The 23914-nt window shown below is 45.3% G+C and carries 24 protein-coding genes; 6 read left to right on the top strand and 18 right to left on the bottom strand.

Annotation, left to right across the window (positions count from 1 at the left end; genetic code table 11):
- The 10 genes from pruA to QUB30_RS16330 form a co-directional block, all read right to left on the bottom strand.
- On the bottom strand, positions 1-2976 hold the full coding sequence (pruA, locus tag QUB30_RS16285; RefSeq protein WP_333335002.1) for an L-glutamate gamma-semialdehyde dehydrogenase: 2976 nt from the start codon (positions 2974-2976) through the stop codon (positions 1-3).
- Between the two features lie 85 nt (positions 2977-3061).
- Positions 3062-3973 (bottom strand): hypothetical protein, encoded by a 912-nt coding sequence (locus QUB30_RS16290; protein WP_333335004.1) that lies wholly within the window; start codon positions 3971-3973, stop codon positions 3062-3064.
- Between the two features lie 169 nt (positions 3974-4142).
- A complete protein-coding gene (locus tag QUB30_RS16295; protein WP_333076321.1) occupies positions 4143-4487 on the bottom strand; it encodes a DUF5615 family PIN-like protein in 345 nt (114 codons plus the stop codon).
- A gap of 4 nt (positions 4488-4491) precedes the next feature.
- Positions 4492-4818, bottom strand: coding sequence for a DUF433 domain-containing protein (locus QUB30_RS16300; RefSeq protein ID WP_333335007.1), 327 nt, complete (start codon positions 4816-4818; stop codon positions 4492-4494).
- A 125-nt stretch (positions 4819-4943) separates the two neighbouring features.
- Complete coding sequence (locus QUB30_RS16305) at positions 4944-5231, bottom strand: hypothetical protein (RefSeq protein WP_333335010.1); 288 nt, start codon at positions 5229-5231, stop codon at positions 4944-4946.
- Between the two features lie 119 nt (positions 5232-5350).
- Positions 5351-8008: a protein-arginine deiminase family protein gene (locus QUB30_RS16310; protein ID WP_333335013.1), complete on the bottom strand. Its 2658-nt coding sequence runs from the start codon at positions 8006-8008 to the stop codon at positions 5351-5353.
- 101 nt (positions 8009-8109) lie between these two features.
- Positions 8110-8451: a DUF5615 family PIN-like protein gene (locus tag QUB30_RS16315; RefSeq protein ID WP_333172513.1), complete on the bottom strand. Its 342-nt coding sequence runs from the start codon at positions 8449-8451 to the stop codon at positions 8110-8112.
- 3 nt (positions 8452-8454) lie between these two features.
- Positions 8455-8781, bottom strand: a complete 327-nt coding sequence (locus QUB30_RS16320) for a DUF433 domain-containing protein (protein ID WP_333136494.1) — start codon at positions 8779-8781, stop codon at positions 8455-8457.
- Between the two features lie 11 nt (positions 8782-8792).
- Positions 8793-8978: a DUF433 domain-containing protein gene (locus QUB30_RS33880; protein WP_445300508.1), complete on the bottom strand. Its 186-nt coding sequence runs from the start codon at positions 8976-8978 to the stop codon at positions 8793-8795.
- Positions 8979-9167: 189 nt separating this feature from the next.
- Positions 9168-9494, bottom strand: coding sequence for a DUF433 domain-containing protein (locus QUB30_RS16330; protein ID WP_333335017.1), 327 nt, complete (start codon positions 9492-9494; stop codon positions 9168-9170).
- Positions 9495-10072: 578 nt separating this feature from the next.
- On the opposite strand from QUB30_RS16330, the gene QUB30_RS16335 reads away from it, so the two are divergent.
- Complete coding sequence (locus QUB30_RS16335) at positions 10073-10387, top strand: hypothetical protein (protein WP_333335020.1); 315 nt, start codon at positions 10073-10075, stop codon at positions 10385-10387.
- A 20-nt stretch (positions 10388-10407) separates the two neighbouring features.
- Here the strand turns inward: QUB30_RS16335 and QUB30_RS16340 are convergent, their stop codons facing one another.
- Positions 10408-11103, bottom strand: a complete 696-nt coding sequence (locus QUB30_RS16340) for a hypothetical protein (RefSeq protein WP_333335022.1) — start codon at positions 11101-11103, stop codon at positions 10408-10410.
- A 261-nt stretch (positions 11104-11364) separates the two neighbouring features.
- Between QUB30_RS16340 and QUB30_RS16345 the strand changes: the two genes are divergently transcribed.
- Positions 11365-11562, top strand: a complete 198-nt coding sequence (locus QUB30_RS16345; protein WP_333335025.1) for a type II toxin-antitoxin system HicB family antitoxin — start codon at positions 11365-11367, stop codon at positions 11560-11562.
- A 153-nt stretch (positions 11563-11715) separates the two neighbouring features.
- On the opposite strand, the gene QUB30_RS16350 is transcribed toward QUB30_RS16345, so the two are convergent.
- The 3 genes from QUB30_RS16350 to QUB30_RS16360 all read right to left on the bottom strand — a co-directional run bounded on the left by QUB30_RS16350 (position 11716) and on the right by QUB30_RS16360 (position 14941).
- Entirely contained in the window at positions 11716-13125 is a 1410-nt protein-coding gene (locus tag QUB30_RS16350; RefSeq protein WP_333335028.1) for an NAD(P)(+) transhydrogenase (Re/Si-specific) subunit beta, read from the bottom strand.
- Complete coding sequence (locus tag QUB30_RS16355) at positions 13122-13415, bottom strand: NAD(P) transhydrogenase subunit alpha (RefSeq protein ID WP_006633295.1); 294 nt, start codon at positions 13413-13415, stop codon at positions 13122-13124. The genes QUB30_RS16350 and QUB30_RS16355 overlap by 4 nt, the downstream gene beginning before the upstream one ends.
- Before the next feature lie 377 nt (positions 13416-13792).
- Positions 13793-14941: a Re/Si-specific NAD(P)(+) transhydrogenase subunit alpha gene (locus QUB30_RS16360; protein ID WP_333335031.1), complete on the bottom strand. Its 1149-nt coding sequence runs from the start codon at positions 14939-14941 to the stop codon at positions 13793-13795.
- A gap of 433 nt (positions 14942-15374) precedes the next feature.
- Between QUB30_RS16360 and QUB30_RS16365 the strand changes: the two genes are divergently transcribed.
- From QUB30_RS16365 to QUB30_RS16375, 3 genes are all read left to right on the top strand, one after another.
- Positions 15375-15887, top strand: coding sequence for a DUF2808 domain-containing protein (locus QUB30_RS16365; protein WP_333335034.1), 513 nt, complete (start codon positions 15375-15377; stop codon positions 15885-15887).
- Positions 15888-16271: 384 nt separating this feature from the next.
- Positions 16272-17543: an MFS transporter gene (locus tag QUB30_RS16370; RefSeq protein WP_333335037.1), complete on the top strand. Its 1272-nt coding sequence runs from the start codon at positions 16272-16274 to the stop codon at positions 17541-17543.
- Between the two features lie 171 nt (positions 17544-17714).
- Positions 17715-19292, top strand: coding sequence for an MDR family MFS transporter (locus QUB30_RS16375; protein WP_333335039.1), 1578 nt, complete (start codon positions 17715-17717; stop codon positions 19290-19292).
- 106 nt (positions 19293-19398) lie between these two features.
- On the opposite strand, the gene QUB30_RS16380 is transcribed toward QUB30_RS16375, so the two are convergent.
- The 3 genes from QUB30_RS16380 to QUB30_RS16390 form a co-directional block, all read right to left on the bottom strand.
- Positions 19399-20166 carry an ATP-binding cassette domain-containing protein gene (locus tag QUB30_RS16380; RefSeq protein WP_333335170.1) on the bottom strand — a complete coding sequence of 256 codons (768 nt, stop codon included), beginning with the start codon at positions 20164-20166 and terminating at the stop codon, positions 19399-19401.
- Between the two features lie 213 nt (positions 20167-20379).
- The gene (glyQ, locus tag QUB30_RS16385; protein WP_333335042.1) at positions 20380-21258 is read right to left on the bottom strand and encodes a glycine--tRNA ligase subunit alpha; all 879 of its coding nucleotides are present in this window, start codon (positions 21256-21258) and stop codon (positions 20380-20382) included.
- A 307-nt stretch (positions 21259-21565) separates the two neighbouring features.
- Positions 21566-23080 carry a hypothetical protein gene (locus tag QUB30_RS16390; protein ID WP_333335044.1) on the bottom strand — a complete coding sequence of 505 codons (1515 nt, stop codon included), beginning with the start codon at positions 23078-23080 and terminating at the stop codon, positions 21566-21568.
- Positions 23081-23189: 109 nt separating this feature from the next.
- Between QUB30_RS16390 and QUB30_RS16395 the strand changes: the two genes are divergently transcribed.
- Positions 23190-23546 (top strand): response regulator, encoded by a 357-nt coding sequence (locus QUB30_RS16395; RefSeq protein WP_333303789.1) that lies wholly within the window; start codon positions 23190-23192, stop codon positions 23544-23546.
- Here QUB30_RS16395 and QUB30_RS16400 read toward each other — a convergent pair.
- Positions 23541-23867, bottom strand: a complete 327-nt coding sequence (locus tag QUB30_RS16400) for an XRE family transcriptional regulator (RefSeq protein WP_333335047.1) — start codon at positions 23865-23867, stop codon at positions 23541-23543. The genes QUB30_RS16395 and QUB30_RS16400 overlap by 6 nt on opposite strands.
- Positions 23868-23914 lie beyond the last annotated feature (47 nt).

The following is a 23914-nucleotide window of genomic DNA, read 5'->3' on the forward strand; positions in this document are numbered from 1 at the left end:
TTAATCATCCACTCCTTCAATCGGTGCAAAACCCTGCCGCTGAATATTTTCGGTTATGGTGCGGGGTTCGAGGAATTGCAGCAAATAATCCGGGCCGCCAGCTTTGGAACCAACTCCCGAAAGTTTGAATCCTCCGAAGGGTTGCCGCGATACCACAGCGCCGGTAATTCCGCGATTGATGTACAGGTTTCCGACTTCAAAATCGGATGCGGCTCGATCGATATGCGAAGGCGTGCGAGAATACAATCCGCCGGTTAAAGCAAAATTCGTGCCGTTAGCAATAGCAATCGCTTCGCTGAAATTTTTTGCCCGAATCACCGACAAAACCGGGCCGAAAATTTCTTCTTGGGCAATAGTTGCTGTTGGCGATACTTCCGTAACAATGACTGGGCCGACAAAATAACCGGTTTCCGGTGCCGGCATTTCTAAAGCTATCTTAGCTTCGGCGCGGCCTGTTTCGATGTATTCGCGGATGCGCGAATGGGCATTTGCATCGATCACAGGGCCGACTTGAGTGCCGGGATTTTCTGCAGGGCCGACATTGAGCGATCGCGTCGCTTCTACCAATCTTGTCACAAAATTATCGTACACCGATTCGACCACAATTACTCGCGAACAAGCGGAACATTTTTGGCCGCTGTATCCAAATGCCGAATAAACTACGCCTGCAACTGCTTGGTCTAAATCCGCACTTTCATCGACAATAATTGCATTCTTGCCGCCCATTTCAGCAATTACTCGTTTCAGGTGTTTTTGTCCAGGCTGCAAAATCGCAGCATCGGCATAAATCTGACAGCCAACTTCCTGAGAACCGGTGAAAGTAATCATGTGAACGTCAGGATGTTTCACCATGTAAGCGCCGACGGTTGAACCTTTGCAAGGCACGTATTGAAATACGCCTTTGGGAATGCCAGCTTCTAGCAAAATTTCTGTAATTTTTGCTGCAATTACTGAGGAAACTTCCGCAGGTTTGAGCAAAGTACAATTCCCTGCCACCAGCGATGCAACTGTCATTCCCACAGGAATTGCAAGGGGGAAATTCCAAGGTGAAATGATTAAAGAAATACCGCGCGGCTGATAGCTGTAGCGGTTGGTTTCTCCGGGGATGTCGTAATTTTTTCCTTGTTCTAACCGTTCCATTTCGTCGGCGTAGTACCGGCAAAAATCAATAGCTTCGGAGACTTCGGCATCGCATTCTCTGACAGGTTTGCCGACTTCAAACACCATCCAAGCTGACAGTTCGTGCCGCCGCTGTTCCATCAATTCTGCGGCTTTGCGGAGGACGCCGGCGCGCTGGCGGACGGGGGTTTTCCGCCAACTGGTAGAGGCTGATTTTGCTGATTCCAGGGCTTGTTTGGCTTGTTCTTCCGAAAGCAATCCGATGGTGCCAACTACTTCTGTAGGATTGGAAGGGTTGAGGGAATTAACTGTTGCTTCAGTATTTTGGTACTCGCCATTGATTAGGGGTAAATAGGTTTTACCTAAGTTAGCCCGCACTGATTTGATGGCTGTTTCTGCTTGTTGCCGCAATTTGGTATTGGCGTAGTCTGTATCGGCAACGTTGGGAAATACTTTGCTGTAAACTAGCTGGTCATTTCCGTTAGCAACGGGCGCGGCTAACAATTGTTCGATCTGCATTTCTTCGGAACTTTGCCGGATGAAAGAACTGTTGGCGGTATTTTCCAGCAAACGGCGGATCAAATAAGCCATTCCCGGCAGCAAATCGCCGTAGGGGCAGTAGACTCGGACGCGATAACCTCGATCGACCAAAAGCTTAGCCAATTTGTCGCCCATGCCGTACAGCACTTGCATTTCAAAGCGGCGGCGCGGTATATTGAGAGTCTCGGCAATGGCGATCGCCCTCGCTTGCGATCGTACATTATGACTGCCAATAGCTGCATACAAATATTCGTGATTTTCTAGCAGCAACTGCGTCATCTGCTCGAAATTTGCATCGGTAGTAACTTTGTCATTGTAGACCGGCTGCGGCCAATCTTTCTGCATCGCTTTGATAGTTTCCTGATCCCAGTAAGCGCCTTTTACCAGCCGCACTGTTAGCGGATTTCCGCGTTTTTTTGCCCACGCAATAAGACTTTGCAAATCTTGAGCACTGTCGCGCAAATATGCTTGCAATGTAATTCCAATATCCGTGCGATTGCGAAACTCTTCTTCTAACAATAAGTCTTTCAGAATGCTCAGAGTCAAACTCTTGTAAGCATACTGTTCCATATCGAAATGAACAGCCGCTCCCAACCCCTTCGCGCGGCGCAGTAAAATGCGAATTCTCTCGCTGACTTTCTCCTCGCTACCTTTAGCATCCAACGGGTCAAACTGAGAATAAAAAGCTGTTAATTTTACGGATACTTGCACTCGCGGCAAAGTTTCATCATCAGCTTTGTCAATTGCATCTACCTGCGACCAATTCTTCGCTGCATTCGCGAGTTCCTCCATCAATTCCAAATAGCGGTTAAGATAAATTTGCGCCTCCGCTTCAGTGATGACAGCTTCCCCCAAAAGGTCAACTGTAAAACCCATTTTATCTTTGCGAAGCCGCTCTAAAGTTTTAATTACCTGCTTGATATTTTCCCCAGAAATATACTTGTGCGCCAAAGTTTCCACAGCAGGCGCAACCGTCGTCGCCGCCAATTGACCCGGAACCGAATCAGGGCTAGCAAAGTTGAGCAATTTTTTTAAGGCTTCGGGCAGTTCTACCTCTTGGGCAGTCAGATATTCTTGCAAGTGGCGGGCAATTTCCGGCCTGCTGCGGAGGGCCGGCAAACAGTCAATAAATCGGAACAACTGCACCCGCAGTCCAGGGCTAGCCATCGCCCAATCCATCAGTTTGTCGTCCCAGCGCATTTGGTCTTGCAGTTGGCCAAAAAACGATCGCTTTTTCTCTTGAGTTGCCCGCAGGATTTCTTTGGCAATTTCTTGAGTTTTTGCTTCATAGATGCTTGGAAATACTTGTGCGACCATTGGTAATTAGTAATGGGTAATGTGTAATTGGCAACCAGGGCGGGTTTATGTATTTTGTAACTCCCCCCAGATACAATTATACTTCCTATTTCACTTCAATTCTAACACCGTAGTTTGCTTGGCGGTCGCCGGAAATTTCAATAGTATAATCGCCGCTGCTGGCTAGTTGACCTTGCCACTGACTGGTACTATTTGCAGTACCTAGTTTTTCACCGTTAGGAGCAATAATTGCTGCACTAACTTGACCTTCTTGAACATTTACTGTCATGCTTTGGCCGCTATTGCACTCCAGTAAGTAGCGCTTGGATATGTTGGCTCGCAAACTACTGTTTAGAGTAGTTCCCGTAGCACCGGCTTGAAAGTTTACTCGCTCAGTTACAGGGGTTTCAACCGCAGCGGGAGAAGGAGAAGGCAGCGGCGACGGCGACGGCGAAGCCAGTTGCGGAACCCCAGACAGGGAGGGTATTTGAGTGGGATTGGGCGACGGTGGGCGATCGGCGGGCCGTGCCGGGCCTGGTGCTGGGGGAACTCCGGGCAGGCGGTTGGCGGGCGCTGCTGGGACAGGCGGAGGGCTTTGGGGGAGGGGTACGTCTGCGGGCAGTCTGATTTGAATGTTCGCTCTTTCCTGATACATTCTCCACGCTAGCAAACTGCCGAGACTGAGTACGGAACCGACTAACATTCCGCTGAGAAAAACTGCCAAAATTTGCCACTTTCGAGCTGGTTGCGGATCGGGACTTGCCGTTTGAATTATTGGAGGCGGATAACTTGCAGGTTGAGTTGTTTCCGGCGCGATATCGGCGGAAATTGGAATTGTTTCTGCTTCATCCATTACAGTTGAAATATCTTCGGGCGCGGCAATTTCAACCGGAGTTTCTGCGGGTTCGGAAGTTGAATCAGCGCTGACAATTGCAGTACGATCGAGCTCATCGCTGGCAGGAGAAATTGTTTCCGGTTGCTGAGTCAAAATTTGTTTTTTTTCCTGTTCGTCGCTCATGGGGCTAAATTTATATTAGAAAGACCGCTTTTAGACATTTTACGTTACTGGTGCGATCGCCTGCACTGAACAACTACGGCAAGGCTCTTGACAAATTGCCGTCCGTGTCTATGGAGAAATCTATCTGCTGGGGCGATCGCAATTTACCAACTTTTTAAATTTCTGTTACTTATTGAGATGGACGATTGACTCTAACCAGCTTTCCTCTCAATGTTTCCACATTAGAAATAGCCTCCGAAATTCGTGTAGCCATCCTCTGTCTGTCCTGCTGATCGTCTTTGCAGACAATGATACCAGCATGATTAGGTTGTGAAGCGTGCAGTCGAATAAAATCGATTCGATTGAGTGTTAAAACTGCCCGTTCCTTTGTGACAGCAAAAGCCAGGACATCTTCATCAGGAATGCCCAGATTTGCATTACTCGCTTCTTGTACAGTAAGCACATCGTGACCTAGAGCGCGAAGTAATTCAACTACTACCCGAGGGAATTGTTCATCTGCATACAAACCTGCCATGATATTAGTCTATATTGTTCAAATTAATTACTGCTTCAATCTCGTCAGGAAATGCTTCAGCATAAGCCCAGGCATTTTTCAAGTCGTTAGCACTAAGATGCGGATAATCTTCTAAAAGTTGAGCATCAGTTGCACCTAATCGACGAGACTCTACCAATCCCCAAACAGAAATTCTAGTCCCGGCAATCCTGGCATTACCGCCGACTACACCGGGAGTTTTTTCAATTCCCTGCCAGGTGTTAGCTAAACTTTGAGCTAATATCTGTATTGCTTGAGCTTTCTCGGGCGGAGTCAGGGAAAGCAGTTGCGGTTCTAATTCTTTTAGTGTCATAGTTAATCAGGGGTTTGATTACTGGGAATGTCGTATCTATATTATAGCGATCGATATTTTTACTGATAAAAATAAACTACCCCACATAAAAATGGTACTTTTGTGGAACAGGCCGGAAAGCCTGTTCATAAAAATGGTGCAAAATATTTGCCGCGCTCCTCTCTAATTAAAGCGGTACTATCTAGTATCATCCCCATATTCGCCGGACGAGACTCGCGACGACGGCTGATTTCTGCCAATAGTTCTGTTACAGACTTTTTACCTTTTCCTGAGAGGGGTTTTGTCTCAGTTGATAACTCGGCTTCTAAAATGGCGATCGCAAACACGCTAATCGAGCAGTTTTGAGCATCGGCTAAATCTTGCAGCCTCGTATACAATTCCTCTGGTATGTTTTCTATTTGCAGGGTAGCCATTTGTTAAACTCCTAGCATAGTTTTCCTAAACATTAGCATAGGAAGGCGGGTTTACTATATACTGAGTTTTAAACATAGATGGTTGGTAAAGCCCGCCCCTATGAGTTACCAATTACCCATTAGTAATTATTAGGCAAAGACTGCCAAAAAGGTCGCTCTTCTGGCTTCCTCACAGTATTCGTCGCCGACTGCACGTTTCCTTTCAATTCTTGATAATACCTGTCATCCAGAAAACTAACGCTGACGCCAGCAGGAAGCAGCAGTTGCCGCAATCTTTCCTGAGTGTAATCTACACCCTCAATCATTGGCCCGCGAGGATTTGAAACTAACAACTTGCCGTTAACTGGCACCGAATTGACCATATTAGGCCACCAAGCATAACCGCTGTAGCCAAACATCACCGGAACTTGAATAATTTGGTCGTCTCGGAGTAAAAATTCTCTTTTCAACTTCTCTATAATCGGATTTAGTTTCTGATTTTGCAAATAGAGATTGTGTTGAATTAAAGCACGGTTTTGCAAAGCGGCGCTGACAGTTGTTTGAGTGCTCAAACCGCGATTGATCGCCACATCGCCGTAACCTCTTCCCTCCAATTCTTCCAACAGCTTAACTCCAGCTTCGGGACTGGCGATCGCCATTACATATTGTCCGGGAGTTTGAGTGGGAATAAAATTGATAATTTCATCGACTTGGCGAGTCAAAAGCCAAGAAGTATCAATATCCACTGGCGGCCCTTGAATTCGCTGAGCTTGAATAAAATCCAGTACCTCTGGATTAAAACTAGCATTTCCCGAATTCCCGTAATAAACTCGACCCATTGGGTGTCCGGGAATCGGCGGCGTCACCTGCAAATTGCCGTATCCGTCAGACCACTGACTTACAGGGTCTAAAGAACGAGGATTGCCAATTTTAACTACTTTCAAATCCCGGTCTTGAGTTGATTTAACAGGCGGGTTTTTCTCTGGCTCGCTATTGCTTTTTAGGGCGACATTAAACTGGCGTATCTCCGATTTTTCTGGCAATTGAACGTAGCCGTTTTTCTGGGTATCTTGCATCCAAGTGCGATCGCCCTGGAGAATTTTTACTTTAGCGCCCGTGGGTTCTACTGCTTGTTTTAGTTGGGAGATAAATTCGCTGTTTACCGAGCCTCTGTCGCTGACCTGAACTTCGGTTACTGGTGCTGTATTTGGCGCTATCATCCAAGGACTAACGCCCATTTGGATGGTTGTGGAGGCGATTTCTTGACCGTTGTTTAGGGCAGTCGCTTTGAGATTTACAGTGCCGTTCCAATTGCGATCGGCAAATTGTTTGGCTTCCACACCTAAAACAATATTCTTGCTAAAAACTAGAGGTTTAGCACCGGATATATCTACAGGTTGCCAGCCGTCGCCCGTTTTCTGAAAAACGCTGATGTGAGGGCTAGCAATGCTGTCAGCCGTGATAAATAGTTGAGAGGTTTTGAAGTTTTCAGACAGTGTTAAGTTAACTTGAGAAAGCATTGCTGCACGGCGGGGAGCGCTAACTTTGGTTTGTTTCCAAGTCGGTATCTTGCCGCGATCGTTATTGCGATCGTTAAATAAAATTAGCGCGCCCTTGGACAAAGACCATTGTTCTTTTCCGGCGTCGTCTTGCTCGTTAATTTGGCCATCTCTGTTAGTATCTCCCGCAAACAAAAAGTTCGACGGCGACGCAGCAGGCGTAACTGGGGCGGGAGTTGGTGTTGCAGTTGATTCAGGAGTTGGTTGAGAAGTTGCTTGCTGATTTCTCTCTAACTCTTGTCTTTCAAGTTCTTGTCGGGCTAACTCTTGCCTTGCAAGTTCTTGTCTTTCAAGTTCTTTACGGGCTAACTCTTGCCTTGCAAGTTCTTGTCTTTCAAGTTCTTTACGGGCTAATTCTTGCTTTTCAAGTTCTTGTCGGGCTAACTCTTGCCTTTGGAATTCTTGCCTTTCTAGTTCTTTCCTGGCTAATTCTTGCTTTTCAAACTCTTGCCTTTCTAGTTCTTTACGGGCTAATTCTTGCCTTTCTAGCTCTTTTCTGGCTAATTCTTGCCTTTGGAATTCTTGCCTTTCAAGTTCTTTTCTAGCCAGATCTTTTTTCTCTTGCTCTTTTCTCTCTATTTCTCGACGAGCAAATTCTTTTTTCTCTTGCTCTTTGCGGGCTCGCTCTCTTATCTCTTCTTCCTCGGCTCTAACTTTCTCAACAGAACGTGCAACTTGCATTTCATAGGTAGCGACACTGAGGTTTCCTTGATATTCGATGGTTTTGTCTATCGCCCCATCGGCCAAAAAAGAATCGTGAGGAATGAGTCGCAGGGTATTGATAGCCAACTCCCACAGCCGCTGCGACTGTTCCCAAGTAGCAGAAGAAGGATTTGAAGTGCGTCCAATTACGACAGCTTGGGCGGCTAATTTAGCAGCATCGTCCCAATTATATTTGGCTCTTTCTTCTATTTGAATCTGACTTTGAACGTTTTGGAGTTGCTGCGTCAGAGTTTGGGATTGCTGGCGGTTGATTGCTGATTTCCAAAGTTCTGCAGGAAACGGGGCGCTGTCGGGAGTTTTGGCAAGGTTATCTAATTGTACTTTGAGCCGATCGCGCAATTTGTAGAGTTCGGGGAGGGATTGCGGAGTTTCGCCGTCTTGCTGTCGCGCAGAGAGTGCGAGTTGGTAGTTTAGGGAAGGTTGAGCCACTGTTGTGGGGACTGCAACCCAAATAATACCGATGACGACACCGAAACCATTGACGATCGCGATCGCAATATATCTAACCCAGCGCATATAGTTTATCCTCAGACACGCCAATAATTTTACCTAATCTTGGGAACAATGGGGGATTTAATTATAAGGTTGTGAGGTCGGGAAGGGCGAGGGGCTTTTTTTCAGCTTTGGGGACGTATTACCCGAATCAATTTCCCAGTCAATGTTTCTTCAGCAAAAATAGCTTCATCAATACGTGATGCCAACCTTCCCCAGTTGCGATCGTTAGTGCAGGTAATAATACCAGAATGATTAGGTTGGATGCGATGCAGTCGGATGAAATCTTGCCGATTGAGTGTTAACACCGATCGAGCATCACTCGTTGCAAATTCTAACACTCGATCGTCAGGAATTTTAAGTCCAGCATTTCCTGCTTCTTGAACAGTTAAAACATCGTGACCGAGAGTTCGCAGAATTCTGACAACAGCTATCGGGTATTGCTCATCTGAATATAAACGCGCCATGTTTTAGGCTTCCTCATTTTCCCGGATGGCCAGTTCAATTTCATCAGGATAGGCATCAGCATAAGCCCAGGTATTTGCCAGATCCGCCGCACTAATAGTGGGATAATTTTCTAGCAAATCGGCTTCACTATATCCTATACGACGAGCTTCAACCATTACCCAAACAGGGATACGAGTCCCCGCAATACAAGCCCTACCACCACACACGCCGGGAGTTTTTTCTATTCCTTGCCAAGTATTGCTTAAACTTTGGACTAATAGCTGTATTGCCTGAGTTTTTTCAGCGGGAGTTAAGGCAAGGAGTTGTTTTTCTAATTCTTTCAGTGTCATAGTTTGCTATCTCAATCATTTTCTCTAATTGCTTGTTCAATTTCGTCTGGGTAAGCCTCAGCATAAGCCCAAGCATTTACCAAGTCCGCGGCCGTTAGATCGGGAAATGATTCTAGGATGATACCATCGGAAGCACCTAAACGTCGATCGCACACCAGTGACCAAACTGGTATCCTCTTTCTTGCCGATACAAGCATCGCCTCCGCACACACCAGAAGTTTTTTTAATGCCTAAAGAACCGTTGGTTAAATTTTGAGTTAGGATGCTGATTAGTTTAGCTTTATCAGCGAGATTTAAGGTTAAAACTTGAGTTTCTAATTCTTGTATAGTCATAAGTGCGATCGCCGGAATATATGATCTAGATTATAGCAAATTCGCGCCCGGTTTCATGCTTCCTCATTTCTCGCGATCGCTGCTTCAATTTCCTCTGGGTGTGCCTCAGCATAAGCCCAAGAATTTGCTAAATCTGCTGCACTCAAATGAGGAAAGTCTTGCAAAATCCGCACATCACTTGCACCCAGAATGCGATAATTTACCAGCGACCAAATAGGTATGCGAGTCTTGGCAATTCTAGCCTCCCCACCACACACGCCCGGAGTTTTTTCGATTCCTTGCCAAGTATTGCTTAAACTTTGAACTAATAGCTGTATTGCCTGATTTTTTTCACCGGGAGTTAAGGCAAAGAGTTGTTTTTCTAATTCTTTAAGTGTCATTGTTTGCTATCTAATTAAGATTGAATAACATCCAGGTTAGAGTACACCGCAGTGCCCTGTCCCTACAAACAATTCGGGTAGGGATACGGCAGTGCCGTATCCTGACAAATATCTGCAATTAACCAACAGAATTTGAATGCAATCTATTAGCTAGATTATAGCGCTTGAATCAGCGCGATCGCCCGTTTTGTTACCACATCTCGGCAATACTGATTCCTTAGCCGTAGCTGCGACTTGAAAAAAATGGTACGATCGTATTAATGTGCCATCGAGAAAATCATACACCGCTATTGTAGAAATTATTCGCAGGAATTACGCACTCAGACCAAAGAAACCGCGTTTTTTCGAGAATCGGTCGCTGTGTACGAAGTATTTCGCAAAAAACCCGGTTTCTGACCGCTCACTTAGACCAAAGAAACCGCGTTTTTCAGGGAATTTGTGGCTGTATACGAAGTATTTTCGCAAAAAACCCGGTTTCTGCCTTCCCACGAGTCAGTCTTATATTCATTTAGTCGCTTTCTCCATAAATGGAAGTAAAAATCGTGAAATCTCCCTGTTATTTCCTAATTTTTATCCTTATGGGATTATCCTTAACAAGCTGCGAACAGGCGAATTCCTTTCAAGAAATAGATCGAAAATTTAAAAATAGTAATGCGATTGAACAAGACAATTTTAACTTGCAAGCGGGCGATCGAACGGTCGATCGAACTAACAACATCCAAGCAAGTCCGAAGAGTGGGAAGTTCGATAGAACTACCAACTCACCGGAAGAAAGTGCGATCGTGTTAGGAATTTTCGGGTTTTGTTTGATGTGTTATTTATTAGTTTGGAAGTTTCGCGGGAGGGAAGAAGCTAACAAGATGCTGAGAAGAATCAGAAGAAGAGTGAAGTGAGGATAGATACTTGCTAAACCTCATTTTTTCTTAGTGCGGTTGCGTTTTCTCGATTCAGTCGCCGTATTTTTTGCTTTTTTTTGTTTTTCTTTACTTGCTTTAGAGTCATTAACAGCACTACCACTTATCGGTTTACTGGAAAATCCCGATGTATCGGAGTTTTTAGCTGCAATTATAGGAGCAATGCTAGCATTATATATCTCCTGAAATTGTGTTAGACCTTCCCCCGTACTCATATCAAACCCTGCTTGATGACCGAGCTTTACAAAGGATTTGGCAAATCCAAATTTAGAGGAATCTTCCATAATATCCTTAAATTCCGGCTCGATATCCCGCAGGTATTTGATAATTGAAGTGGCATTTCGCAGTTTAAATTCTCGCTTCAAAAATTGCCAAAACGCCAATAATTCCGGGATAGCATTTTCACCTTCTTCCGGCGAAAGCAAACTCACTTTCCTGGGAAACAACTCTTCGACTACAGTTGCCACATCTTCCACTTTCATGCGAGGCAGCGTAAAACCTTCATAGCCGAAACCGTAATAAATGAACTGCGAGATCCAAAATCCAACGTCTGGATAAGTTTTACAGTATTCTTCTCCTTCGGGAGAATTGACAAATAGCTCGATTAGCGTTTCCTGATAATCTTCCAGGAGTGGTTCTGCTTCGTCATAATCTAGGCCATTTAGTTGGCGGATGTTAAAAGGTTGATCTGACATAGTTGAAAAAATTTTAATTTAATTGACTTTAGCTCTAAGATTAGTACAATTTTTGCAGTTCTATTAATTCTTTAGGATTTCATTATATTTAAAAAATCTCCGATCGCAGGTATATTTGACTAGCACCGATCGCCCCTGACTATTTAAACCAAGCTAGCATTGTATAGGGCGATCGCCATTCTCCACCGAAGAGCGAAAAATGTGATATAATCTCAAGTAAAAGTATAATTGTTTGAGCTTGGCAGTCCGCCACTTCAAATTATGAAGTCAACACAACAGTTTACAGCAATTATTGAACGAGAAGGCGACGGATATATATCCCTTTGCCCAGAACTTGATATTGCCAGCCAAGGTGACAATATAGAAGAAGCGCGACGTAATCTGATCGAGGCGCTGGAACTATTTTTTGAGACAGCAGATCCTTCTGAAGTAAAGAATCGGTTGATACTGGGCGATTGAAATCGCGACTATACAAACGAAGTCAGCCTCCGCCGACTGAAGAATATTAATATCAAAACTAAATCCCAACAAAAACCCGGTTTCTCGAAGAAACCGGGTTTAATCATCTGCGTTAATCCGCGTTAATCCGCCTTCATCTGCGGTTAAAAAATCCTACAACTGCTTCACCTCAGAAACCAATTTGGCAACCACATCCTTAGCGCTACCAAACAACATCATCGTCTTATCCTTGTAGAACAACTCATTATCTACACCGGAAAAACCAGCACTCATCCCGCGCTTAATCACGATCGTATGCTTAGCCTTATCAACCTCCAAAATCGGCATCCCATAAATCGGGCTCGCCGTATCGTGACGCGCCGCCGGATTCACCACATCATTCGCACCAATCACCAACGCCACATCAGTTTCTTCAAACTGCGGATTGATATCGTCCATATCGTACAACTGCGGATAAGGCACGTTTGCTTCCGCCAGCAGCACATTCATGTGCCCCGGCATCCGCCCAGCCACCGGGTGAATTGCGTATTTCACGTCAACACCCATTTTTTCCAAACCGTCAGCTAACTCGCGCACCGCGTGCTGTGCTTGCGCTACAGCCATCCCGTAACCCGGAATAATCACCACCGATCGCGCATAACCCAACATCATCGCACTTTCTTCGAGATTGATGCTGCGAACAGTTTTGTCAGTAGCACCAGCAGCCCCAGCAGCACCCGCAGCACTACCGCCACCGCTACCAAAGGCGCTAAACAGCACACTACCCAAGGATCGATTCATCGCCTTGCACATGATTTGCGTCAAAATAATCCCCGACGCGCCCACCAATGCACCAGCGATAATCAGCATATTGTTCATCAAAATGAACCCAGCCACACTCGCCGCAATCCCCGAATAAGAGTTAAGCAGCGACACCACCACGGGCATATCGCCACCGCCAATCGGGAGCACAAACATGATTCCCAGAATATTGGAAATCGCCACCAAAGCCAGGAATACCGGCACATTTTCCGGATTCGTCAGCATATAACCACTGCCGGCTAAAAGCGCGATCGCCAGCATGGCATTAAACGGCTGTTGCAGCGGAAACGTCATTGGAGCACCCGGCAGCAATTCTTGCAGTTTCGCAAACGCCACAAGGCTACCAGTGAAAGTAATTCCGCCAATCAACACACCCAAAAGGATCGTGATTGTCGCGTCTGGAGTTGGCGATTCCGGGATGCTGAGATAGCGCCAGAATTCGCCCACAGCAACGAGTGCAGAAGCCGCGCCCCCGAAACCGTTAAGCAAACCCACCATCTGCGGCATATCCGTCATCGCCACGGTATTCGCCATAATCGTTCCCAAAATGGAACCGACGATAATTCCGACAGCAATCAATTCGTAGCTGACTACTTGCTTTTCCAGCAACGTACCGACGATCGCAATTAACATCCCGATCGCAGCTAACACATTCCCTTGACGCGCAGTTGCAGGAGATCCCAACTGTTTCAAACCGATAATAAACAAAGATGCGGCAACTAAATAACCTAGTTGAATGCCACTGGGCAGAAAATCGCTCACGCTTTAACCTCTTTTTTCTTGAACATTTGCAGCATTCGATCGGTTACTAAGAAACCTCCGACAACGTTAATTGTGGCCAGGGCGATCGCGATCGTCCCCAAAATCGAAGTAACAGTCACATTGCCTTGGCCAGAAATCAGAATTGCACCTAAAACCGCAATTCCCGAAATCGCATTCGATCCCGACATCAAAGGTGTGTGCAGCGTCGGCGGGACTTTATTAATTACTTCAAATCCCACAAACGACGCTAGAGTAAACACCACTAAACCTGCAATCAATCCTTCTGCCATGACAATTGGTAATTGGTAATTGGTAATTGGTGTGAAATTAACGCTAAAGTCCTTTATATCTCTCGTTTGTTGCCGAGTCTCGATCCCCCTAAATCCCCGTTAAGAAGGGGGACTTTGAATACTTCTTGTTCCCCGCTTAAGAAGGGGGGCTAGGGGGGATCTGGCCCTAGTCACCAAACAAGATTCTGTGACTGCGTTTGACCTGTTTGTTGACACCAATGGGTAATTGGTAATGACTCGTTAAGATCCCCGATGCTCTTAACGCATTCATCGGAGGCAGAGCCTTCGATACAGACTGGAGGCAGAGCCTCCTGGAGTACATTACAATGCAGAGCATTGTAACGAGAGAAAAGACTAAAGTCCTTACTACAAAACTGTTAGCTGACTACTGAAGCCTGAGCTGCCAAAGCATCGCGAACTCGCTGATTGCTAATCTCACCGTCGCGGGCAACGCAAGCACCAGCGATAATATCGTCTTCAAAATTCAAATTTAGTTCCTTATCTTTCACCATCAACTGAAGTAAAGAGGAGACATTTTTCGAGTAAGTTTCGCTAGCGTGTACCGGCATTGACGATGGCAAATTAATTGGACCGATCACATTCACGCCGTTCCATTCAACATCTTTCCCCGCTTCTGAACACTCGCAATTGCCGCCTTGTTCGGCCGCGAGGTCAACAATTACCGATCCGGGCTTCATTTGAGAAACCATTTCTCTAGTAACTAAAATAGGTGCTTTTCTGCCGGGAACTTGAGCAGTTGTAATCACTGCATCGGAAGCGCTGACGTGTTGGGTGAGCACTTGGCGGGTGTGTTCTTTAGCCGCTTCTGATAGCTCTTTAGCATAACCTCCGGCGGCGACGGTTTCTTCCTTGACTTCGACATCAAGGAATTTAGCGCCCAAACTTTGCACCTGTTCTTTTGTTTCCGGGCGGATGTCGAAAGCTTCGACTACCGCACCCAAACGGCGCGCAGTGGCGATCGCCTGCAAGCCAGCAACGCCCACACCCATTACCAATATTTTCGCGGGGCGAATCGTACCCGCCGCCGTTGTCAGCATCGGAAAATACTTCGGTAAAGCAGCGGCTGCGATCAGTACCGCTTTGTAACCGGCGACGTTAGCCTGAGATGACAGCGCATCCATGCTTTGAGCTCGGCTGGTGCGCGGGATCATTTCCATGCTGAATGCAGTTACTTTGCGATCGGCCAAACGCTGCACTAAAGCCGGATTTCCCAGAGGATTCACAAATCCGATGAAAACTCCTCCTTCCCGGAGTTGATGAACTTCTGATTCTTGCAATTCCCCGATTTTCACCACGACATCGGCTTCGCCCCACAGCCTAGCGGTATCGGCGACAACCTGAGCTCCCGCTTCTTCGTAAGCAAGATCCGAGAAAAAGGATTGTGCGCCGGCACCGGCCTCAACCCAAACTTCGACGCCTTGTTTTACCAATCGGGCTACAGCGTCGGGTACTAAAGCCACCCGGCGTTCCCCTGCTGCTATTTCTTTTGCGATCGCTAATTTCATGAACTCTCCTTATTTAAGCCTTCCCAGGGCGGTTGAAACCGCTCCTACACAGACAAAACCTGCCTCCGCAGGTTTCTTGAATTGCGATTTTTCACCGCCAGATGCCTTGCTTTACATTTGAGCCGCCGTTGCCCTAAACTTCTCTCGTTGATACTAAAGCCGATCGCCCAAATTCGACCCGTATCTTTAACTTATCTTATACATTCAAATTCGCTAAATGGTTAAGTTTGCCGCCGATTATGATATAATTTTATGTCGCCTAAGTTTGTAGTTTGAATGTCAGTTATCAGTATTACGCAAAAAAAAGTGACCTCAGCCGGCAGTCGATCGCCCTCATCAAATTGGTGAGACATTCGATATATTGTAGGCACGATCGCAAATTTCGGGCGATCGATATTTAAGGTTCACCAAGAGTTTAATTAGAGGAGTTGTTATGCGACGATTATTTTCAGCACTAGCGGTTACAGGTTGCTTGGTGGCTGGGTTGCCCGCCATCAGTTTAGCCCAGTCCATGCCGGGATTCACGATTTTCGGCGGCCCCGATCGCGCCAACCAATTAAACTATCGCTTGGATTACGGGAAAGCGGGGATGAGCGGCGATAGATATCGGCTGCGAATTCCTTCCAAAAAAGTAAGTTTGGCGATCGCCCAACTCAACATTTCCTATCCCGACTACTACAAAGGCGAATTCGACCAAAAAGACATTAAAGTGCGCGTCAAAGATAAAACAATAGAATTGCAAGAAGTAATCTGGGACAAAGAAAATCGTTTCATAGAAATTTATCCCACAGAACCAATTGCTGCCGGCAACAATGTTGAGGTTGTACTCTCCAACGTCAGAAACCCATCTCCCGGCGGAATGTACCATTTCAACGTCCGCATCCGCACCCCCGGAGACGTTCCTTTGCTGCGTTACCTCGGTACTTGGCTGTTGAGCATTGATTAGAAACAGCGGCATCAGGTTGCGAAAATAAAATGCTCGTTTCCTGGTTTTGGAGAACCGAAAAATAGAACCTCCGGCTCATATAGCAATCCTAAACGATCGGTAAAATGAGTTTAGGGACAATCCTGCCGTGCCATTTGTGTCAACTTAGGATTGAAACCCCATAATAAATTTCGCTTGTAGTCGAGTCTATATCCCCCTAAATCCCCCTTTAGAATGAGGACGAAATATCGCAATCTTATTAAGGGGGGCTAGGGTGGATCTCGCAGTTAGATACAAACAAGAGAAACAGAGGGTTTTAGTCTTAATTTGACACCAAGGGCGCGGGGAAACTACCCCTAAAAAATATTGACAAATCCAATAGGATTGCTCTAGCCGTACTCTTGCATGAATCTACTAGCAAAAATCAAAACAATAAAACTTCCTCCAGCGCTGCGATCGAGAAATTATCGCCTGTTTTTTGCAGGACAAGGCATCTCACTGATTGGCAATTGGATGACGCAAGTCGCTACTGTTTGGCTTGTCTACAATTTGAGCGATTCACCTTGGATACTCGGCGTGGTGGGATTCACAAGTCAAATCCCCACATTAATTTTACTGCCTTTTGCAGGAGTTTTAATCGATCGCTGGAACCGCCACCGAGTCATAATTGCCACTCAAATATTAGCAATGGTTCAATCCTTAGCCCTAGCATTTTTAGCGCTAACAGGAGTCGTGAACATTTGGCAGATCTTGGTACTGAGTTTCTTTCAAGGCGCAATTAATGCCTTTGACGCGCCCGCACGGCAAGCTTTTGTGCCCGAACTCGTGGAAAAGAAAGAAGATTTAGCAAATGCGATCGCCCTCAACGCTTCCATGTTCAACGCAGCCAGACTAATCGGCCCAGCAATGGCAGGTTTGCTGATAGCTACAGTCGGCCCAAGTTATTGCTTTCTTATTGACGGACTCAGCTACATCGCTGTAATTGCAGGCTTATTAGCGATGCAGATCAAACCCCGTAAAATTGCAGCAACTAATACCAACCCCTTACAAAGATTAAAAGAAGGATTCGTTTATGCCTTCGGGTTTCCCCCGATTCGAGCAATTTTACTGCTATTATCATTAGTCAGTTTTGCCGGAATGTCGCACACAGTTTTAGTCCCGATTTTTGCAACCAAAATTCTGCGCGGCGACGCACAAACTCTCGGCTTTTTGATGGCGGCTTCCGGAGTCGGAGCCTTTACGGGAGCGATTTATTTGATTTCGCGCACAACTGTAGTTGGCCTCGGGAAATGGATTGCGATTTCACCGGCAATTATGGGATTGGGACTGATAGGTTTTGGTTTGTCCCGCGTCTTGTGGCTGTCATTAATCATGATGTTGTTCGTTGGGTTTGGTTTCATTTTGCAATTTGCAGGAGGAAACACATTTTTGCAAACAATCGTTGAAGACGACAAACGCGGAAGAGTGATGAGCATATACACGATGGCATTTTTTGGAGTGACACCGTTTGGGAATTTAGTTGCCGGCGGATTAGCAAATTATATCGGCGCTCCCAATACAGTCATCATTGGAGGTATAGTTTGTGTTTTAGGCTCCATAGTTTTTACCAAACAGTTGCCAGCTTTAAAAAACTTAGTCCGACCACTTTATCAAAAAATGGGTTTAATTCCGCACTAAGGATTTAGCGTAAAAGCACAAAAGCCAACATTCCCAAAGCTAATATCTGACTGTATCTCCAGCAATCCTCAACAAGTTGTAAACTTCTCTCTTCTCTTCTCTTTCTCTGCGCCCTCTGCGCCCTCTGCGGTTAAAAAATCCAAATTAATTACGCAACCAGAGGTTAAACCAATGGCAAATAGCAGTGCAATTCCACAGCAGAGCGATCGCGTTCCCTTAAAAACCTGGATCGGCGTCATGGGAACAATACTCGGCGCTTTCATGGCAGTTTTGGACATCCAAATCACCAACGCATCACTCAGAGATATTCAAGCAGCTTTAGGCGCAACCTTAGAAGAAGGTTCTTGGATTTCCACCGCCTATCTAGTCGCAGAAATTGTCGTAATTCCGCTGACTGGTTGGCTGTCGCAGGTGTTTTCAGTCCGTCGCTACATCTTGGTAAATGCCGCTTTCTTTGTCTTCTTTTCCATGTGCTGCGCTTGGGCGTGGAATTTGAATTCAATGATTGTATTTCGGGCTTTGCAGGGGTTGTCAGGCGGCATTTTAATTCCGATGGCTTTTACATTTTTGCTGACCAATTTGCCGCCCAAAAAGCAGCCAATCGGCATGGCCATGTTTGCGCTGACAGCTACTTTTGCACCATCCATCGGGCCGACATTGGGAGGGTGGCTGACTGAGAATTACGGCTGGCAATATGTCTTTTATTTAAATTTAATTCCAGGGCTGCTGCTGCTAGCTGCTGTGTGGTACGCCGTCGCCCCCGCACCGCTGAAACTCGAACTGCTAAAAGAGGGCGACTGGTGGGGAATTATCTCGATGGCGATCGGCTTGGGTTCCCTGCAAGTCGTATTAGAAGAAGGAAGCCGCAAGGACTGGTTTAGTTCTGATTTTATTGTGCGTTTAAGCATAATTGCTGCAATATTTCTCAGCGCTTTTTTCTGGATTGAACTAACTCGCAAAAGACCGTTTATTAACTTACGATTGCTGACTCGCCGCAATTTCGGTTTAGCTAGTATTGTGAATATTTCCTTGGGGGTGGGATTGTACGGTTCGGTGTACATTTTGCCCCTGTATTTAGGTCAGATTCAGCAGTACAATGCCATGCAAATTGGCGAGGTGATTATGTGGGCTGGCGTGCCGCAGTTATTCATCGTGCCGATGGTGCCGAAATTGATGCAGCGAATTGATATGCGGCTGCTGATTGGCATCGGTGTGAGTTTCTTTGCGGTGAGTTGTTTTATGAATGCCAGCATGACTCACGAGACGGGTATCGATCAGTTGCGTTGGTCGCAATTAGTCCGGGCATTGGGACAGCCTTTAATTATGGTGCCGCTGTCAACTATTGCCACTGCTGGTATGGAGAGACACGAGGCTGGTTCGGCTTCTGGTTTGTTTAATATGATGCGAAATATGGGAGGTTCGATGGGGATTGCGGCGCTAGCAACTTTGGTGACGCAGCGCGAGCAATTTCACTCGAATCGATTGGGGGAATCTGTTTCTTTGTACAATCCGGCAACGCAGGAACGACTTAATCAAATGACTCAGTATTTTGTGAGTCGTGGTGCAGATTTAAGCGTGGCTAAAGACCAGGCAATTAAGGTAATTGATAATATTGTCCGCCGTGAAGCTTATGTAATGGCTTTTAATGATTGTTTTTATTTTGTGGGAATTGCTTTGCTGTTAAGTGGGATTGCTATTTTGGGTTTTAAAAAGGTGAAAGCGGGTGCGGGTGCTGGGGGAGCTCATTGATTCTGTAGGGCGCGGATTGCGCTGCATCTTTGGGGCGGGCTCTCCTGCTCACCCCACAATAATTTTAAGAGGTTTCAAAATGCCAACTAAATGTTTTTTAGTTGGTTCACCATTCTTGTTGGGCTTCTGCTTCTGCTTGGATTAAATTTTCCCGCAGTTGCACCCAATTTATTTGATGGGAGGGCAAATCTTCGATGAGCTTTCCGCGCTGTAAATGCAGAATTCGCGTGCTAAATTGCTCGGCTAATTCTAATTGATGGTTTACCATTACAATGGTGGTTTGGCCGTTTGTTAGCTGTATCAATACTTGCAAAAGGTGGGCGGCTTTTCCTGCGTCTAGGGCGGATGTGGGCTCGTCTAAAAGCAAGATTTTTGGTTGCAGGATGATGCCGCGGGCGATCGCCACTAGCTGTTTTTGGCCTGTGGAAAGCTGGAATTCGCTGCGATCGAGCCATTCTTGGGGTATGTGCAGTTGTTCGATCGCCCCGCTAATTCTCTCAGCAATATTTGATGAATTGACGCCCCGCAGCTTCAAAGGATAAGCCAATGCTTCTCGCACCGACATTCCCAAAAGCTTCGATTCTTGCAGGATGAGGGTGATTTGTTTGCGGAGTTCGATCGCAGGTATTTGGCGATATTCTGTATTTTCCAGATAAATCGAGCCGCTGGTGGGACTGCTGAGGCGATTTAGCAGTCGCAACAGGGTTGTTTTGCCGGCACCTGAAGGGCCAACAATTGCCACGCGAGATCCCTTGTGTACCTGAAACGATATATTTTCCAACAAATAACTTGAGGCGATCGGTGTTTTCAAGCTTACACCGTCAATTCGCAGTTGAGGAGTTGTTTCTGTATTATTTTCCGAATAATTAGGCATTGAATTCATTAAAAATCCCAAAAAGTTGCACATATATCGATCCCCCTCGCATCCCCCTTAAGAAGGGGGACTTCGATCGGAATCTTGTCCCCCCCTTATTAAGGGGGGTTAGGGGGGATCGGAATTCTATGCAACGACCTATAAAATTGGTATGAGCCGAGGACGATCGCAACTAAATTCATCCGTGTATCCGTGTCGTGCTCCTTTTCCTTCTCAAACTTTTACAGCTTTTTCTAAAGGAAAACCAAGCTTTTCGCGCTGTTCCAAATAAAGCTGAGCAACTCGCCGCGCCAAATTGCGAATTTTGGTAATGTAGCGGGTTCTTTCCGTTACCGAAATCACGCCTCTAGCGTCGAGCAAATTGAAAGCGTGAGAACATTTTAGCACATAATCAAGACTCGGCAAAACCAATCCTTTTTTTGTCAATTGTTCGGCTTCTTGCTCGTACAATCCAAATAGAGTAAACAGCAATTCTGGATTAGAAGCTTCAAAGTTATAAGTACACTGTTCTATTTCTCCTTGCAGGTGAACGTCGCCGTAAGTGATGCCATCTTTCCACTGAATTTTCGTCATCGCATCGACTTCTTGGAGATACATTGCGAGGCGTTCTAGTCCGTAGGTAATTTCAATGGAGACGGGGCGACAGTCAATGCTACCGCACTGTTGAAAGTAGGTAAATTGGGTGATTTCCATGCCGTCGAGCCAGACTTCCCAGCCGACGCCCCAAGCTCCGAGGGTGGGCGATTCCCAGTTATCTTCTACGAAGCGAATGTCGTGGTCTTCTGGGCTAATTCCTAATGCTCTGAGGGAGTCTAAATAGATGTCTTGGATGTTGGGAGGAGAGGGTTTAATTAAAACTTGATATTGATAGTAATGTTGGAAGCGGTTGGGATTTTCGCCGTAGCGTCCGTCGGTGGGGCGGCGACAGGGTTCGATGTAGGCGACAGACCAAGGTTCGGGACCGATTGCTCTGAGAAAGGTGTGGGGATTCATGGTTCCTGCACCTTTTTCTGTGTCGTAGGATTGGGCGATCAGGCATCCTCGATCGCTCCAGAATTTGTTTAAGGTGGCAATGACTGATTGAAAGTTCACTGGTTTAAATATGGTTAGCGAGTGTCTAAACTTATTTAAGCATACTCAAGGCAGGGTTTATTGAAATAAACCTGCCGAAATTAGATAAGAGTTGCTGAACGTATCGCTGGATATTTAAGTTCTTTTTTCAGGTATATTGTATCGATCGAGTTATGGCGATCGATAATAGCAATGTTTTCTAGATCGATACTCGCATTGCGATCGGGCGCGTTGAGTCACTAACTGACGCAAAGTGGCTGATACATAACTCATGCTGCTGTCGGTAAGTGTTTGTAAGCATGAGCTTTGGCTAAGCGCACCCAATGTTCTAGCAGCAAGTATCGATCGAGTTCAACTCTGTGTTATCCTCAGAGGCAATAAAAGGAAAAGACCTGCAAATCAATCCGTGTTTACTTCGTCCCAATGGATCATCTATCTCAATTTTTATAGACTCCATATAATGACCCTGATACCCCAGAATTGCAAGAAATACCCGCACAACTAGGTTTGACAACTTGCGAAGTTCAAGAGCTACATCCACTCCACCAAATCCTTCATGAACAATCTTGTCTCTTATTGTTATGAACTCTAATTCTGGAAATAAGTCTTCATATGGCACACTATAAGTCTTAAACATTTCCTCGAGGCTAGTTCGTAAATTTCCTATCTGATTGTATGAACCACTAGCAAAAGACTTTTTAACTTTAAGCGCAAAAATATTATATTTTTTAAGATCATCTTGGTTATTAATACCTTGCGGGAACTCCGATACAACATTTAAAATCTTGTCTCTGATTTGTCGGTAAATATTCGTAGGAAGAAGGCTCTTACTAGCATTGCTCGAATGTTTTTTGTTTAAGGATTCTAAAACCGTACATAAAAGTAAGAAATTAACTTCAGCCATAGGGCTAACAAATGTATCAATGTACCAGCTTAAGGCTAAACCTACACCTTTATCGCTGAAGGTTTCCCATGTCAAATTTTTAGCACACTGCTGCATGAATAGATATAAATGAGGTGATTGTATAACAGCTATTCCCCTTGCTTCACTACGTAGTTTTCTCCCTGACCAGTATTCACTTTTTATCTGAAAATGCTCATAGCTCACAGCCTTGATGCTATATATTTTATCAACGCAATGCCCCGATGCAAGTGAAAGAAGAGATATGAGCCAAGCACAATAAGTCTCATAGGAATCTTGTTCATTTTCACGAATATTTCTGAGTGTCATCTCTGCGCTTAAGATACCACTTTTATTTGTGCTTTCTCTAGTTGAAACGGACTCAATACACATTTCAGCTTCAAGGTTTCCAATTTGAGCTGACAAATTGTGTATAACTTCTATATTTGCAAGACCATACACAATTTCTTGGGTTCCTCCGTCTTCTAAGGAATCTAAATTGTAATCAATGTCCAAGTCCCTAAGTCTAACTAGAGATTTACCCTCTTGCTCAATATTTTCCGAGTTGTCAACCCCAAGCGTGGCTTGAAAGTTGGCATCAGCAATAATCGCCTTTATTTTCCATCCCTCAACAGTTTTGCCTTCAATCTCGTAATCACCCTCATATGCTTGTTGAACCATCTCTCTTTCAAGTCCATCGAGTTCCCAAAATTGCAGAATATCTGGTTGCTCTATAGTCACACCTTTCAACTGATAAATGGGCTCCGAGTCAACAAATCTTTTGTGATTAATGTGTTGATTTACTTGTGAGTTAATTTCCATCAAAATATTGCCGTTTACATAGCAATATATATGAGCGTCATTAATTTCTATCGGCTGAGTATCTTCTTCGTGAAATTTTTTAAATATTCCTGAAAAAGTAAACTGCTTCTTAATTTCCATAGTGGGGTCTCTAGAGAGTAAATAATCCTGTTTAAATTATGAGGTTGATTCAGCAGATTGTCTGCTTGAATACCACACAGCCTAACAATTCAAATGCAGCATAGCACAAATTAAGAAAAAACGCTTCGATTTAGTGTTCCTGGATGCAATCATGCCATATCTAGATGGATATGAGGTGACGGCACAAGTGCGTCAGAATCAGAAGTTATCTTTTATGCCTATTGTGCTGATGACAGATTGCGATAGTCCCAGCTTAGTTTATAGGCTAGATTGTGGCGCAGATGATTTTATTTGCAAGCCGATTAAACGAAAATATCTGCTGGCGAAGATTCGGGCGTTGTTGCGGTTGAAGTCTGCGATTGATGAACGCGATCGCCCTAGCCGCGCACGCTTGCGCGATCGCATTTACGAAGGTGCGGATACAATCACGAACGACATTACCATCCGCTTTCATCAACCCCTATAGCGAGATCGCAATTTCAGCAGATTGATTTCCCCCATTACGAGGGCGAAGATGTAAAGTAATTTCCGTATCGAGTCGCTTGAGGAAAAGCAGTAGTTTTCCCTCGCCCAAGCGTTGAAACTCTCCGTTCATTAAATCAGATACTTCTGGCTGTGGAATCCCAAGAAGTTGACTAATTTCGTGCTGTTTCAAGTTGCGTTGTTTCAGGATACGGATTACTTGAATCCCTATTTTGCCTCGCATAAAAAGTTCATCTGCATCCTTCAGACCTAGGTCAGCGAATACGTTGCCACTGCTTTCTTCAAAAATCGGTTCTTGTGTCATGGTTGTTCCTCTCTTGGCATGGTATAGTACCCATCTTCGATTCGCAT

The sequence above is a fragment of the Microcoleus sp. BROC3 genome (assembly GCF_036702515.1).
GTDB lineage: Bacteria > Cyanobacteriota > Cyanobacteriia > Cyanobacteriales > Microcoleaceae > Microcoleus.

Bases quoted from the DNA above. Each gene is read 5' to 3' on its own strand.
- QUB30_RS16300 (WP_333335007.1), bottom strand. From the start codon at position 4,818: ATGACACTAAAAGAATTAGAACCGCAACTGCTTTCCCTGACTCCGCCC.
- QUB30_RS16335 (WP_333335020.1), top strand. From the start codon at position 10,073: ATGGGATTATCCTTAACAAGCTGCGAACAGGCGAATTCCTTTCAAGAA.
- QUB30_RS16370 (WP_333335037.1), top strand. From the start codon at position 16,272: ATGAATCTACTAGCAAAAATCAAAACAATAAAACTTCCTCCAGCGCTG.
- QUB30_RS33880 (WP_445300508.1), bottom strand. From the start codon at position 8,978: ATGCTTGTATCGGCAAGAAAGAGGATACCAGTTTGGTCACTGGTGTGC.
- QUB30_RS16320 (WP_333136494.1), bottom strand. From the start codon at position 8,781: ATGACACTGAAAGAATTAGAAAAACAACTCCTTGCCTTAACTCCCGCT.
- QUB30_RS16290 (WP_333335004.1), bottom strand. From the start codon at position 3,973: ATGAGCGACGAACAGGAAAAAAAACAAATTTTGACTCAGCAACCGGAA.
- QUB30_RS16400 (WP_333335047.1), bottom strand. From the start codon at position 23,867: ATGACACAAGAACCGATTTTTGAAGAAAGCAGTGGCAACGTATTCGCT.
- QUB30_RS16375 (WP_333335039.1), top strand. From the start codon at position 17,715: ATGGCAAATAGCAGTGCAATTCCACAGCAGAGCGATCGCGTTCCCTTA.
- QUB30_RS16305 (WP_333335010.1), bottom strand. From the start codon at position 5,231: ATGGCTACCCTGCAAATAGAAAACATACCAGAGGAATTGTATACGAGG.
- QUB30_RS16380 (WP_333335170.1), bottom strand. From the start codon at position 20,166: ATGCCTAATTATTCGGAAAATAATACAGAAACAACTCCTCAACTGCGA.
- QUB30_RS16330 (WP_333335017.1), bottom strand. From the start codon at position 9,494: ATGACACTTAAAGAATTAGAAAAACAACTCTTTGCCTTAACTCCCGGT.
- QUB30_RS16295 (WP_333076321.1), bottom strand. From the start codon at position 4,487: ATGGCAGGTTTGTATGCAGATGAACAATTCCCTCGGGTAGTAGTTGAA.
- QUB30_RS16360 (WP_333335031.1), bottom strand. From the start codon at position 14,941: ATGAAATTAGCGATCGCAAAAGAAATAGCAGCAGGGGAACGCCGGGTG.
- QUB30_RS16345 (WP_333335025.1), top strand. From the start codon at position 11,365: ATGAAGTCAACACAACAGTTTACAGCAATTATTGAACGAGAAGGCGAC.
- QUB30_RS16365 (WP_333335034.1), top strand. From the start codon at position 15,375: ATGCGACGATTATTTTCAGCACTAGCGGTTACAGGTTGCTTGGTGGCT.
- QUB30_RS16315 (WP_333172513.1), bottom strand. From the start codon at position 8,451: ATGGCGCGTTTATATTCAGATGAGCAATACCCGATAGCTGTTGTCAGA.
- QUB30_RS16390 (WP_333335044.1), bottom strand. From the start codon at position 23,080: ATGGAAATTAAGAAGCAGTTTACTTTTTCAGGAATATTTAAAAAATTT.
- QUB30_RS16340 (WP_333335022.1), bottom strand. From the start codon at position 11,103: ATGTCAGATCAACCTTTTAACATCCGCCAACTAAATGGCCTAGATTAT.
- QUB30_RS16355 (WP_006633295.1), bottom strand. From the start codon at position 13,415: ATGGCAGAAGGATTGATTGCAGGTTTAGTGGTGTTTACTCTAGCGTCG.
- QUB30_RS16310 (WP_333335013.1), bottom strand. From the start codon at position 8,008: ATGCGCTGGGTTAGATATATTGCGATCGCGATCGTCAATGGTTTCGGT.
- pruA (WP_333335002.1), bottom strand. From the start codon at position 2,976: ATGGTCGCACAAGTATTTCCAAGCATCTATGAAGCAAAAACTCAAGAA.